The organism is Zobellia roscoffensis (assembly GCF_015330165.1).
GTDB classification, from domain to species: Bacteria; Bacteroidota; Bacteroidia; order Flavobacteriales; family Flavobacteriaceae; genus Zobellia; species Zobellia roscoffensis.
This window is the reverse complement of record NZ_JADDXT010000002.1, coordinates 3,280,708-3,296,012: the sequence shown is the minus strand read 5'-3', so window position 1 is coordinate 3,296,012 and position 15,305 is coordinate 3,280,708. Positions and strand designations below refer to the sequence as shown.

The following is a 15,305-nucleotide window of genomic DNA, read 5'->3' as shown; positions in this document are numbered from 1 at the left end:
AATAGCCAGTTAAATTTCGCAAATACACCCCTTCGTTTTTATGGTTCTTTTGTAGAAATAAATTAAATCTTATCAATATCGCATACGCCATAAACAAATATGACTCACTCATTTAATACTTTAAAAACCAAAAAATAACCGACCAAAAAAGGAGAGTGCGCTAACACTCCCCTATAGAAATTCATGCAATGCATGAAGTAAAGTAATACCCCATTGACACTGGGGCATGTTTAACTCTAACTAATTCAAATTTATGAAAATTAAATGGTTTACTGATGCGGGTTGCCCAGGCAGCTCCATCAAAAGATTACTCGTACTAAAGTTCGTGATAATCTTAGCTGTAGCGACTCCAATTCAATCACATGCATTTACGACAGATAAGGAATCGTCTTTAAAAAATGACCTTGAAACCCAACCCGTTCAACGCACCGTAACAGGTACCGTATCGGACGCAATGGGACCACTTGCTGGTGTTACTATTCTTGTTAAAGGAACTACCAATGGTACTTCCACAGACTTTGATGGTAATTATAGTATTGAAGTAGATGATAATCAAACTACACTTGTCTACTCCTATATAGGATATTCATCAAAGGAAATTCAAGTAGGGAGTCAAACGGAGATTAATGTAACCTTAGAAGAGGATGCAGCAAAACTAGATGAAGTAGTTGTTCTGGGGTATACTACCCGTAAAAAAGGGGAACTTACAGGGTCTGTAAGTACCGTTAGTTCTGAGCAAATTGAAAAAGCAGGTAATAAAGATTTAGCAAAATCACTTGCCGGTACAGTTCCCGGTCTAATTATATCAGATAGAGGTGGTGTTCCTGGATCTACAAATGATGATGATTTAACTCTCCTTATTAGAGGTAAATCTACTTTAGGTAACAATTCGCCTTTAATATTGATTGATGGAATCACAGCCAGTACATTTTCTCATCTGGCTCCACAGGATATAGAGTCCTTAACCGTACTAAAGGATGGTGCCGCTGCTATTTATGGAGCTAGAGCTGCTAACGGAGTTATTTTAATTACCACAAAAAGAGGTAAGTCCGGAAAGCCAAAAATTGTATTGAGTTCTTCTTATAATGTATCCCGGTTTTCAGTCGCTCCAACCTTAATGTCTTCTGAGCAGTATGCTACTTATAACAATGAAATTGCAGAACGCAACGGAACACCGTTACCGTATACTCAAGAACAGATTAATGGATATGCAGCAGGAAACGATCCAATAAACTTTCCTGATACGGATTGGGCCGATCTTACTTTTGCCAAATCGTCACCTGAGTCTCGTAATTCCGTTTCTATTTCTGGGGGTAGTGATAACGTGAAGTATTTTGTAAGCGGAGATTTTATTAGCCAAACCGGTATGTACAAATCTGGCGATTTAAATTTCAAACAAAAGCAAGTACGTTCTAATATTGACATTAATCTTACCAATAATTTTAAAATTGGTGTAGACCTTTCCGGTAGGTTTGGAGATAGGAATGAACCTGGAGCTAGTGTTGGCGAAATTTATAGTCGTATCAACACAAACGAGCCCACAGAAGTAGGTATTTATCCAAACGGATTACCTGGTTGGGGTGGCGAAAATGGGGCAAACCCTTATGTTATGTCCTCCCAACAGTCTGGTTTTTCAAAACAAACGGATAACGAATTGCGCGGTAGGTTTTCTTATGACTGGAACCTAGATAACACCATACCCGGATTAAGTTTAAAAGGTTTTGCCGGTGTTAGAAGAATGAATAATGATGTAAAAGCTTGGTACACTCCCTGGACGGTTTATACGTATCAAGAAAGCACCAATGACTATACACCATCTCAAGGTTTTGCACAAGGGCAAGGTTCTCAACGCACACTACGTGAGAGTTTCTGGAAATTTGATGAATTGCTTTTAAATTCCACACTTCACTACTCAAAAACTTTAGGTGACAATCATTCCATAAGCAGTTTTGTAGGTGTTGAGCAGGCTACTTCCAATCAACGTTCTTTTTGGGCTGAAAGAAGAGGTTTTCCAACTTCGGAACACAGTGAACTTTTTGCGGGAAGCGATGAGGGTCAACAATCTTACGGAGAATCACAGGAATGGGCTCGTGTTAATTATTTTGGCTCTTTTTCATATGACTTTAAGAAGAAATACTTTTTGGACCTTACCGTACGTCATGATGGTTCCAGCAACTTTGGTCCCGGAAAAAGGTTTGGTACATTCCCGGGCATAGCAGCATCATGGGCACTTCACCAAGAATCATTTTTAGAAAATATAGACTGGCTTAATGCTTTAAAAATTAGAGCTTCATGGGCTAAAATGGGTAATGACCGTATAGCTCCTTTCCAGTATTTAACGCGTTACAATTACGGTGGTCCTACCAATAATGCACAACCTAATTATTCCATTTTTGGTACTCCAGGCGTAAGTTATAACGGCTATACCAGTGATAATGTTCCCAATGAAAATATTACCTGGGAAACAGCCTACATGAAAAATATTGGATTGAATTTTACATTGTTCGACAATAAACTGTCTGGTGACATCAACTACTTCTATCAAAACAGGGAAGACATTTTGGTTACCCGTGCCGCAGCCATCCCAGATGCCGCCGGTATTACCCTACCCGCAGAAAACATAGGAAAGGTAGATAACTTTGGATGGGAAGTAGAACTAGGATGGAGAGATAAAATTGGTGAAAACTTTGGTTACAATCTTGGTGCTAATTTTACTCAAGCTAAAAACGAAGTTGTATTCTTAGCTGAAGCTGCAGATGTTCCTGAATGGAGAAAAAGAGAAGGGCATTCTTTAGACTCGTACATTACTTACCCTACTGCCGGCATCTTTAAGGACCAAGCGCAAGTAGATGCAACGGAAGTAAAACTAGACGGTACCGTTCCCGGGGAACCTATTTATCTAGATACGGATGGTAATGGTGAAATAAATGCGAATGATAGAGTTAGAGCCTATTCATCCAATGTGCCAGAAATTCAGTTTGGTTTCTTTGGCGGTTTTAATTATAAAGATTTTGACTTTAGCTTCCTTTTTCAAGGACAAGCCGAAGCAGAAATGCTGATATTCTTTGAACGTCCAGGGGCACGTCCAGATTTTCTTTTTGACCAAAGATGGACACCTCAAAATCAAAACGCAAGATATCCAAGAGCATATGCAACAGGAGATAAATTCAGCACAAATCAAAGTGGTAACTCCGCAAATTTTGAAGGTGCGGACCTATGGCTTCATGATGCTTCATTTGTTCGCTTAAAGCAATTGGAAATGGGCTATACCTTCCATAAGGAGGATATTAAGTTTGGTGACCTAAAAATATTCGTAAGAGGCTATAACATGTTGACCTTGTTCTCTGATGTAGCTGATTTAGGTTTAGATCCAGAGGCTAATGGCTACTATGATTTTAGAGAGAGTACCTACCCATCATTACAGACCTATACTTTAGGGCTTAACTTAAGTTTCTAATCTGTCATGAAGTATAACCAAGCTCTATTGAGTTCTAGGCGTAAATGAACGATAACAAAAAATAAAAACTGAAATGAAATATATTAATATAAAGCAATTTGGGGTCTTGATTGCCCTTTTTGCGACAATAGGTTGTGAAGATGTATTGGATACAGAAGCTTCGGATGCTTTTACTGAAGACATTATTTACAGTGAACCTGATCAGGTAGAAAGATTGGTTTACCCGGTTTACAACAGTACAGAAAGTTGGGGTTTGAACAAAGCTCAATGGTGGTCCAGAAGATTTAATATTGAAGTGGGTTCTTTTGAAGCAAAGTTCAACTTTAATGATTTAGATCAACTTAGATTAAGAGCAGGTTGGTCCCCAAGTAATGTTGGGGTTCTAGCTGAAAAATGGAGTACCTATTGGGATTATATCCGTCTTGCCAACGAGTTTTTAGATCGCATAGATGATAGTGAAGCTATGAAAACGGCTCCGGACGAAGTCGCTATTCTTAAGGCCGAAATGAAATTCCTTCGTGCCAATATCTACAGTAAGCTAATTAAATATTATGGAGGCGTACCTATATTAGAAAATGCTTTAGGGTTGGATGCTGATTTTGCTTTAGTGAGAAACAGTTATGAAGAATGTGTAGATTTTGTTGTTAAAGAACTAGATGAAGCTGCCGCTATTCTTCCCGAAACCCGTCCGGACAATGAATTTGGACGTGCTACAAAATTAGCAGCATTGTCAGTAAAATCGCGAACTTTGCTCTATGCCGCCAGCACATTGCATGATCCCGCAACTGAGCCAAGTGGACCTTTGTATGATTATACGAAAGCTAGCAAATGGCAAGATGCTTCAGATGCCGCCAAAGAGATTATAGATTTAGTTGGCGCACGAGACCTTATTGCTGTTGCCGATGTGAAGGAATATCAAGATTTATTTTTATCTCCTAATCAAGATATCTTATTTGCTAGAGCTTATAGTGCATTGTATTATGATTTTGGTACGGATGCAAATTCTTTATGGAACCAGACCCAAGCCCCAAGTGGCTTTGGAAGTTGGGCTTTATCCTCTCCTACTCACAATTTTGCGCTATTATTCAATATGGCTGATGGAAGCAGTACCTCAGATGGTAGTTATGACCCCGCCAATCCAAATGCTAATCGTGAAATGCGTTTTTATGCCGATTTATTTTACCAAGGTTCTGAATTTAGGGGGAGACAGGTTGATTATGCCCTAGCTGACAACCCAAGTGAAGCTACACCACACGGGTTAGATTCACCTGAAGGATTAGGAAATACTGCGCATTCCTCAAAAACAGGATATAACATTAGAAAGTTTCAAGATGAAAGTGTTGGCTTAACGGAGGTCTCTCCAAACCGCCCGTTTATTTTGTATCGCTTAGCTGAGATTTATTTGAATTATGCAGAGGCTCAGTATGAACTGGGGCAAGAAGGAACTGCACGTGAGTTTGCAAGTAAAGTAGCTACGAGAGGTTTACAACCTGCAATTACTGCCTCTGGTACAGATTTACTTGAAGCTATTAAAAGAGAAAGAAGAGTAGAGTTGGCTTTTGAAGGACACAATTTCTTTGACGAGAGAAGATGGATGAACGAAGCCCATTTAGGTTTTGACGTAAAAGGTCTTTCTTGGAAAAAAGCCACAGATGGTACTTTATCAAATGAAGAATACACTGTAGTTGAAAGACCATGGTTCGAAAGACAATATTATCTACCCATACCACAGTCTGAAGTTGAAAAAGCACCTTCAATGGTTCAGAATGTGGGATACTAAAGCCATTGGTGAAATAATGAATAGTACATACTGAGTTGTTTGTTGAGTTAGTTTGTAACCAGAGGGTCTTTTAGGCTCTCTGGTTTTTTATTCCCTATCCAGTAGGTAATAAAAAACAAAAAAGGAACAACCATTTTAACTGTTGTTCCTTTTACCTACTCCAAACTCAAAATCTATCTTACAATTACTTGGTTCTTTTTTGCAAGGGCGTAGCATTCACCTTCCTCATGTACACATAAAAAGCGCCAAAACGAACATCATCCTCTCCAATAAAATCCGCATACAGTCGTTTACGACCTTTTACCAAATACGTTTTAAAAGTTGCGTTATCCGCTTTCATATCTACAGGCATATCTAAATGCAATGCATCTATATCTATACTTGCTTGTTTAATAGGAAGTACTACCCCTTCAGGCTGGGCAACATACCATTTTTCACGCTTGCCTAATTGGGGAACTGTAGCATCAAAACCTAGATTAGATTCTTTAGGCCATCTTCTCAATTCAACTTCATAATAACCATCTTGCTGAACATCGATCATATAAAACCCTTCTGCAAAAGCAGGCTTCTTACCGGAATTAGGGTCTCGTATATAAGCTTGGTTCCAGGCCAGAGGATCATCACTATGTAAATCATGCACCGTAATCGTGGTTTCCTTAATACCCGGCTCCCCCACTTTGTATGCCTCGAAACGAGAAAAATCACGAGAAATATATGCCCACCAATTTTCATAGGCATCACGCATTTCCGCAACCTTTTCTATATTCTTTTTGGCAATATCCTTTTCTTGACCCGGGTCTTTTTTAATGTTGTATAATTCTTTGCCGTCTATAAGTCTCCAATCATCATCCATAACTGCGCTCATACGCCATTTTACCGGTTGCTGTAAACGATTATTATCTACCACGGTATAACGATGTGGTAACTTTTCTGTTTCATTTTTTAATATAGGAGCAAGGCTCGTACCATCATATCCCGGGCTTGGTACTTTTCCTAAATCACATAAATCTATTAGAGTTGGTAGGATATCAAAATTCATGGCCAATTGGTCTATAGAGCGACCTCCTGAAAGCTGGCCATCTTTCCATCTCATAAAGAAAGGTACGCGGTGGCCTCCTTCGTATTGCGACCCTTTATGTCCGCGCATACCCGCATTAAAACCTTGTACTTTACCCTTAGCTTCTCTATGACCGGTAGAGGTTCCATTATCCGTCATAAAAATTAAGATGGTATTGTCTTTCAAGCCTAAATGATCTAGCTTTTTATCCAAAAGCGCCATGTTATCATCTATATTGGTAATCATACCATAATAGGCCTTTTGGTCCTCGTTGATAGCGTTTTCATTTTTATACATCTCATAGTACTTCTCAGGTACATTTAAAGGACCATGTGGTGCATTCAAAGAAATATAAACAAAGAAAGGATTGTCTTTTTTTCTTTCCATGAAGGCCATGGCTTCAGAGAAAAAGACATCCGTACAATACCCATCAAATTTCTCTGGGGTTCCATTTCGCCAGTAGGTATCGTCAAAATAATCATTCTGCCAATAATCTGGAGTCTGACCTACACCTCCACCACCGTGTACAACGGTTTCCGAAAATCCTCTATCCTCAGGCCTATATGGGTAAGCGTCTCCTAAATGCCATTTGCCGTACATTCCGGTAGCGTATCCATTTTCCACGAAAATTTCTGGCATCAATACAAACTTTTCGCGGAGAAAATTTCCACCACTAATCGTATGCCACACCCCTGCCCGGTTACCGTCCGCACCGGTCAGTAATCCTGAGCGACTTGGAGCACAGGTAGTACCACTATGAAAATTGGTAAAATGCACACCCTCATTGTACATTTTGTCCATTGACGGTGTTTTTATGACCTTATTTCCATGAGCAGCTATGTCTCCATACCCTTGATCATCCGTTAAAATTATAATGACGTTTGGCTTGGCATCACTTTGAGCTACAGCTATAGTGCTCAAAAGAGCACAGCCCAGTATCCATGCATATGATACCTTTTTTAGTATTCCCATTTTCTACTTTTTATGAATGTTTTTATTTTTTCTATCCTCCGCTTCTTGCTTTAGTAGTTGCTCATAATTGAGCGTGCGATACTGTTTCTTTAAACTCTCTGGTGCTTTTCGGTCAAATAAGACGGCGTACTTGGCATAGTCATTGGCTTTCATTCCGTCTTTCACCATGCTTTTATAGCGTGCGTCATAAAGTTTTCGCATCTTCGTTAGCGTTGTTTTATATGCACCATCTTGTGCTAGATTATGCATTTCAAGTTTATCTTTTGAAATATGAAATAGCTCTTCCGTTGGCTGCATACGGTCATCCGTATATTGCCAATAGATGTATTTATAATCTTCCGTAACTACGGTTAAAGCCTGAATTTCATCATTACCCCACATGTTGGTCAATGCAATATGGTCCCGCTTAATACCTTTTTCTTTCTCTACCAAAGGCACTAAATTTTCTCCATCCATATTTTTAGGAATAGCAATACCTGCATAGGTTAGAATAGTTGGGGCCATATCTATATTGGCTGTTACCATCTTACGCTGTACGCCTCTTTGACTTTCCGGTGTGCGTGGATCGTAGATAATAAATGGAGACCGAGAAGCTTCCTCATAAGGAAGTACTTTGCCGCCAAGGTTATGAGCTCCACAGCTATACCCATTATCACTTGTGAAAATGATAATGGTATTTTTATCAACCCCCTGTTCTGCCAATGATTTACGAATCATACCAATGGCATAATCAACCCCATGAATAAGCTGGTTATATTTTCGTATCGCTTCTTGATACGACTCCTCGGACGCTCTCCAAAAATCGTACGAATTATATTGCCTACCCGATTTTGCCTGTGGTGCCAAGTGCGTTGCATTTTCGACACCGTAGTTATCCGGTTTTTTATAGGTCTGTCCCTCATACACCTCATCAAAGAAAGGGTCTGGTGTAAAAGGTAAATGAGGTGCCTTAAAACTGATAGACATACAGAAAGGTTTTCCTGAACTTTTTGCTTCTTTTATAAAATCTCCAGCCCAAGCACCATATGCCCTGGTACTATGTGGGTACTCTTTTGCATACTCTTTTATAGTTGGATTTTTAGCCGTCTCATAAATGGTTTGTCCAGGTCCTCCACCCCATTTATCAAAATAGCCTACTGGTAATCCATCTTCAATTTTTTCCGTTTCTGTCTCTTCTAAAACAAATCCTACCTTACCTGCAAAACCCGTAAAATAGCCAGCGTCTTTTAACAATACCGGATACGAATTTTCAAACTTATCTACGGCAAGATCACCGTGCATAAAGTTACATCCTGTCTTATATTCATACATACCCGTCAAAATGTTGGCCCTACTGGCCATACAGATAGAAGTGGTGTTATAATGATTAAGAAAAAGAACCCCATCTTTAGCCAGTTGATCCATATTTGGCGTTTTCACCTGGTCGTTTCCATAACAACCTGTTGCCACACTGGTCTGGTCATCGGAAAGCAGAAATATGATATTTGGCCTTTCATCATTTTGCCCCAAGGCACTTTTACTAACCACAAACAAGACCAGAAACATTAAAAGAAACGTACCTCTATTTTTCATACTTAGACTAATTTTAGACTTATGCTCTTTGCATAAGTTATATTCAATAAAAACCTCTCGCTATTTTAAAGATTTAAATGCACTACGCACCTGCCGTAGCAAGTGCGAAGCACATAAAAATAAGTATACCATTAATATCCAGGATTCTGAACTAGGACACCCTGTGACAAATCTATTTGCGATAAAGGTATAGGCATGATTTCGTGTAACCCTTTTTTGAAACCCAATGGTCCCAATAAAGCCTCTGCCCTATCCGTTCTAATTAAATCATGATAACGGAAACCTTCACCTGCCAATTCTACTCTTCGTTCGTGATAAATAGCCTCTAACAATGCTTGTCCGCTTAAATTGCCATCTAAATCCGGAACCACAGAAGCATCATTTTCGCCTCTTGCTCTCTGCCTTACCATATTCACATAGCTAATTGCCGTTGTGGGGTCTGTATCATAAACAGCTTCGGCATACATTAAATACGCATCAGACAAACGAATGATTCTAATATTATTACCGCTATTCCCAGTTCCACCCACTGAAGGTTTTGGGTTTTCACTAAACGGAGCTATCGAATATTTTTTAATGTACCATTCTGTACCATATCCTCCAGGAACATTATAAAAAGAGGCATCAAATCTAGGGTCGTTAGCTTCAAACTCATTTCTTAAGTCCTCTTTTATCTGAGAAAAGCCAACACCACCCTTTGTACGAGCACCGATCATCCGCGGTATTAAAGTACCTAATTTATCAGCATTAGAAGAAAAATTCACTTCAAAAACAGAACCTGAATTCCACTCTCCAGAAGGCTCAAAAATTGTAGTATAATCTGCCAAAACATAAGATTGTTCAAACAACTGTTCTCCGTACGTCTTAACTACATCCATTTTATTCTGATATAAAGCTACACGCATCATTAGCCCAAGAGCTGCACCTTTGTCTGCATGACCCAAATAATCAGCTCCTTTATCAAACCTAGAAGGCAAAGTAGCGATTGCTTTTTTTAAATCTTCTTCAATAAAAGCATAAGTTTCCGTTACTGAAGCCCTTGCTACATTATATTCTCCCGGCTCTAACGGTGAATCTATTAAAGATACACCACCAAACGTATTTGCTAAATCAAAATAGTAATAGGCACGTAAAAAATATGCTTCCGCAATAATACCTGCTTTTCTTTCTTCATCTTCAAATTCTATCCCAGGTACATTGGCAAGAACCAAATTGGCATAAAGTACCCCTTTATAATTTACTTGCCATAACTTTTCTACTGCCGAATTAGAAGTTGTTAAACTGTAAATTTCCTTTTCATAGAGATGCGGACCATCATTTACCCTTGCCCCTCCTTTTAAAAGGTCATCAGTACCCACGTCACCAAAAACCAAATCATTAGCATTGGCTGCTCCAAAATTTTCACGAGCATACATTTCGCGCATTGGAGCATAGGCTGCAGTTAAGGCTTGTTCTGCATCTACCGGAGTCTTATAAAAATTCTCAATCGTGGGTTCACCTGAAGGTTCTACCTCTAGATAATCTTTACTACAAGAGGTCATTGCAAAGATCAAGGCTACGGAACAAAATTTCAATCCGTTTTTAATCATTCTATATCGTATCATAATTAATGTCTTTTTTAAAATTTAATGTTCAAGCCCAAAGTGAATGTTCTTGCGGAAGGATATAGTCCATTATCAATACCAATATCTAAAGGACTAGTTCCATTATCAGAAGTATCCACACCCACTTCCGGGTCCATACCTTCGTAATTAGTAAAAGTCAGTACATTCTGTGCCGCTAAATAAATACGAAGACTAGAAATTGGCGTTTTATCCAACATATCTTGAGGCAAAGAATACCCCAACTGTACATTTTTCAATCTTAGATATGAACCATCTTTTACATACCTGCTAGAAGATTTTGGCATGTTTACACCGTTATTGGCAAAAGTTACTCTTGGTAGCGTATTGGACGTTCCTTCGCCCGTCCAACGATTTAGCATATTGGTAGACATATTGGTTCCTAAATCTGCCTCTAACCAGTAAATAGTGTGATTTAAGATATCGTTACCCTGACTCCCTTGAAAGAACATTGAAAAATCGAACTGCTTGTAGTTCATATCCAAATTCATCCCGTAGGTGTAATCAGGAAACGGTGAGCCAATATACTTTCTATCATCATCATTGATAATTCCGTCGTCATTAAGGTCTCTATATTTTACATCCCCAGGTTGTGTCTTTGGAAGTATTGCACTGTTATCTACCTCTTCTTGATTCTGGAAAATACCTATCATTTCATATCCGTAAAAAGAAGCTATAGGATGACCCGCTTCTGTACGGCTATAGTCTTTTGACCGATTACTACCAATTAGAATTCCATCATCTGCCAATGAAATAACCTTGTTCTTCACAAATGAAATATTACCACCTACGTTGAATGAAAAATCACCGAAGCTCTTTCCGTAATTTGCGGTAAGTTCAAAACCCTTATTCTCAATATCCCCTGCATTACCGTAAGGACTTGTTTTATATCCGGCTGTATTTAAAACAGGAATAGCTAAAAGTAAATCTGTAGTATTCTTAATGAAATAGTCTGCTGTAAGAGTTAGTGAATTATTAAAAAGACCTAAGTCAATACCCACATTTTTGGTTACCGTAGTTTCCCATTTTAAATCTTGATTTCCTGGTCTTAAAGGAGCTGCTCCAACCGTTGTAGTCTGGTCTGCCCCATAGATATAATTGGTGTTCAGGTTAAGCGTGTTGAACGTAGCAGAATTGGGTATATTCTGATTACCGGTTTGCCCCCAACCTGCACGAAACTTCAGCTGGTTTAAAAATCCAATATTATAAAAGTGCTCATTGTGAACATTCCACCCTACAGCAACCGATGGAAATTTACCCCAACGTTCGTTTTCCCCAAAACGCGAAGACCCATCAAATCTATAGGTAGCCGTTATCAGGTAGCGCTCATCATAGTTATAGTTTAATCTACCAAAGAACGATAACAGTTTAGATTCTGATATACCTCCGTTGTTGGTAGATGTTGATACGTTACCCGAACCTAAAGTAGGATTAGCAACACTAGATGGAATTTCACTACGTTCTGCCTGTACATTATTAGAATTTAAGTTTTGAATCTCCTGCCCCAGTAACGCATTGAAATTATGCTTCTCTTTAAAAACCTTAAGGTAATTTAAAGTATTAGAAAGTACCATTACTCTATTTTCGGACCTACTTAAAGTATATTTACTAACAGGACTATTATAGGTTGGCCCAACAAAATATTCAGGCACGTAGTTATCATTTTTCACATTTGTGATTTCAAGTCCGTAGTTAGACTTGAACTTTAAACCCTTGGCTAAATCCAACTCTACAAATAAGTTCCCAAAGAAACTCTCTTTCTTGCGATTTCTATTACCATATTCAATAAGTCCTAATGAGTTGATAGCACTAGAATACCCGGGAATACCCAAACTACCATCTGGAGCATAAATTGGAGAAACTGGATCTGTAACGTACCCTACAAAAGCAGCACGTTGCCATGGGTTACCCCCTACCTCAGGAACTGATGTTCTATCTGAGTTAGAGTATTGAATGTTATGACCTACTTTAACTTTTTTTGCTACTTGATACGTGTTGTTCACTCTAAAGTTATGACGGCTATATCCTGACTCTTTAAGGATACCATCTTGAGAAATGTAACCGTAAGAGATATAATACGTAGATTTCTCACTACCACCAGACACAGATAATTGGTGATCTTGAATAAAACCTGAACGGTATGCGGCGTCTTTCCAATTGTACGTAGGCAATGATCCTGGATTAGCCAATTCTGGATCTAGTGCAGCTCCATCATTTGTATTGGCCTCATTAACTAATGTAGCCCATTGCGGACCGGTTAAAACATCTAAATTATCTATTCGGTTTTGTACCCCTGTATATACGTTATAGGATACTGTAGTTTTTCTTTTAGAACCTTTCTTGGTTTCTATAAGAATAACCCCGTTCGCCCCTCTGGAACCATAAATTGCAGTGGCCGAAGCATCTTTTAAAACATCTATGGATGCTGCATCTGCCATATTGAAATTAGCAATATCATTAATAGGCACTCCATCAATAACATATAACGGGTCTGAATTATTAACTGTTCCCGTACCTCTAATTCTTACGGTTGGGCTAGCGCCAGGAGCTCCTGATGTACCCGATACAGTGACACCTGCAGCCCTACCCTGTATGGCCTGGTCTAACGAAACCGTTGTTGTTTTTTGAATATCATCTGTACTAATAGATGAGATGGACCCCGTTACATCTTTCTTCTTTTGTACACCGTACCCGACTACCACAACTTCTTCCAAAGCCTCAGCGTCTTCTTCCATGAGTACAGAAAGGTCTGCATTTGTAGTTGTCACTTCTTGCGACTTATAACCAATGTACGAAAAGACTAAAGTAGCTCCGTTAGGAACGTCTTGAAGTACAAAATTACCATCAAAATCAGTAGTTGTACCTTTTGATGATTCCTTTAAATATACGTTGACACCCGGTAATGGTCCTTGGGTATCGGATACGGTCCCTTTTACTGTTTGTGCCTGTGCAAACGCACCAAAAAAGCATACCATTAAAAGGCACCAAAATTGACGGGAAAAACTAATGTTCTTCACAATAAATTTAGTGATTTTCATAAGAGTTGTTGTTTGTTTATTTTTTTGACCCGACCAAATTGACAATATTACTCTTGAGAAAATGCAACAATTGTTTTTATCCATAGAACAATTTGCTAATCTGTTAATTTTTATTAAAATACAGGCATTTATAGAGGAATGACCATGAAGATTTTTTGAGGTAAAGAGCCGTAATTTTATCTTTTTATGAAAATCTACCAGAGAAACCTCTCTTCAGAAAGTTACTCGGCAATATCATTTGGAAACAAAAAAGAGCTTTAACCAAAATGGTCAAAGCTCTTTTACTATTGAATTAGGAATAACGTCTTTATTCGCCTTCTATGATAGGTAAACCAATAACATCTGGCGATGGTATATCCAAAGGTCTAAGAAAGGGGTTTCGCAAAGCAGGCATTTCATTTCTAAAGTTAATGTATGCTTCAAAAATAGTTTGCATTACTACTGGGTTCTCTTTACTTACGTTTGTAGTTTCGGCTATATCATTTTCTAAATCGAATAAATAATGTTTGTTGTCTTCCACTAAAAATTTCCATTTACCCATACGCGCAGCACCCATTCTATTGGCATACCAGAATAACGTCTCGTGAGGGTCATCGTTATAATTACCCCTTAAAAATGGTAATAGATTCTGCCCATCTAGTGTAGTTTGTTTAGGTATTTTTACATCTGCCGCTGCACACAGAGTAGGATATAAATCTAATGTACTTACTGCCTTTTTGAATTCTACATTCTGTTCTAATTGCGCTGGCCAGCTTATAATATATGGGACACGTATACCAGCTTCCCACATATTACCCTTAAAACCTGAAAGCGGACCTCTTTGCCCCAATAAATGATATGGAGTATCTTCTGGCCACCAACTAGGCAATGAAAGATGGATAGGATTAGCTGGACCGTTGTCACTTACGAACACAACAATGGTATTGTCCCGTAATTTTTCCTTCTCTAAATAATCTAAAATACGCCCCACATTATCATCAATAGCCAATACCATAGCTGCGTACAACTTCATTGGTTCTGATTTGATATGACTTACCCTTGGCAAATCTGATTTCTTTGCCTGAAGTGGTGTATGTGGTGCATTAAACGCCAAATAAAAGAAAAAAGGGTCTTCTTTGTGTTCTTCTATGAACTCAATACATTGCCGTCCGCATCGATCAGTTAAGTATTCTTCTCCCGCTCTCTCAGGGCCCCATAACGTAGGTGTCCAACCTCCTTTTGGTTTTGAATTTTCACCGGGTTTATCATCTACTCCAAAGTACTTCCCATTAGGTTCAGGAAAATAATTAGATCCGGATGAGGTAAGGGAGTAATTATAATTGAACGTAGTTTTAGGGTAGCCCTGAAGGTTTATTTTTCCCGCCATAGCAGTTACATAACCCGCATCAGAAAAAGCCTGATTTATAAATTTGTGGTTGCTGGGAATTATCTCTTCCTCTTGGCGATGTTTCATTTTCCAAGTGTCATGGTTCCATTGCACCCCAAACCGCTGCTGATAGGCTCCCGATAGAAGCCCATGTCTACTTGGCGAACACACGGGTGCGGATACATACCCATCTGTAAAACGGACTCCCTCTTTTACCAAGCGGTCTATGTTAGGGGTTTGAAAAAGGTCATTTCCGTAAGACGATAAATCTCCATATCCTAAATCATCCACATTGATTAAGATAACATTAGGCCGCTGGATCTTCTCCGTTGACTTTTTCTTTTTCTGTGCTATTCCTACCGTTCCCGTTATTAGCAAAAACAACAGAAGAAAAGTGGCTAATTTCTGGCCATGAGCAACTTGTGTATACTCCATCTTAAA

Annotated in this window: 7 protein-coding genes; 2 read left to right on the top strand and 5 right to left on the bottom strand. The window is 38.8% G+C overall.

Features of this window, described 5'->3' with window-relative positions:
• The first annotated feature begins 253 nt into the window (after positions 1 to 253).
• Both IWC72_RS13490 and IWC72_RS13485 read left to right on the top strand, forming a co-directional pair.
• Complete coding sequence (locus IWC72_RS13490; protein ID WP_194530105.1) at positions 254 to 3,457, top strand: SusC/RagA family TonB-linked outer membrane protein; 3,204 nt, start codon at positions 254 to 256, stop codon at positions 3,455 to 3,457.
• A 73-nt stretch (positions 3,458 to 3,530) separates the two neighbouring features.
• Positions 3,531 to 5,237 (top strand): RagB/SusD family nutrient uptake outer membrane protein, encoded by a 1,707-nt coding sequence (locus tag IWC72_RS13485; protein ID WP_194530104.1) that lies wholly within the window; start codon positions 3,531 to 3,533, stop codon positions 5,235 to 5,237.
• 184 nt (positions 5,238 to 5,421) lie between these two features.
• Here the strand turns inward: IWC72_RS13485 and IWC72_RS13480 are convergent, their stop codons facing one another.
• From IWC72_RS13480 to IWC72_RS13460, 5 genes are all read right to left on the bottom strand, one after another.
• Entirely contained in the window at positions 5,422 to 7,266 is a 1,845-nt protein-coding gene (locus IWC72_RS13480) for an arylsulfatase (RefSeq protein WP_194530103.1), read from the bottom strand.
• 3 nt (positions 7,267 to 7,269) lie between these two features.
• Positions 7,270 to 8,838 (bottom strand): sulfatase family protein, encoded by a 1,569-nt coding sequence (locus tag IWC72_RS13475; RefSeq protein ID WP_226979566.1) that lies wholly within the window; start codon positions 8,836 to 8,838, stop codon positions 7,270 to 7,272.
• A 131-nt stretch (positions 8,839 to 8,969) separates the two neighbouring features.
• A complete protein-coding gene (locus tag IWC72_RS13470; protein ID WP_194530102.1) occupies positions 8,970 to 10,442 on the bottom strand; it encodes a RagB/SusD family nutrient uptake outer membrane protein in 1,473 nt (490 codons plus the stop codon).
• A 14-nt stretch (positions 10,443 to 10,456) separates the two neighbouring features.
• Complete coding sequence (locus tag IWC72_RS13465; RefSeq protein ID WP_226979565.1) at positions 10,457 to 13,498, bottom strand: SusC/RagA family TonB-linked outer membrane protein; 3,042 nt, start codon at positions 13,496 to 13,498, stop codon at positions 10,457 to 10,459.
• Positions 13,499 to 13,805: 307 nt separating this feature from the next.
• Complete coding sequence (locus IWC72_RS13460) at positions 13,806 to 15,299, bottom strand: sulfatase-like hydrolase/transferase (protein ID WP_194530100.1); 1,494 nt, start codon at positions 15,297 to 15,299, stop codon at positions 13,806 to 13,808.
• Positions 15,300 to 15,305: the final 6 nt, after the last annotated feature.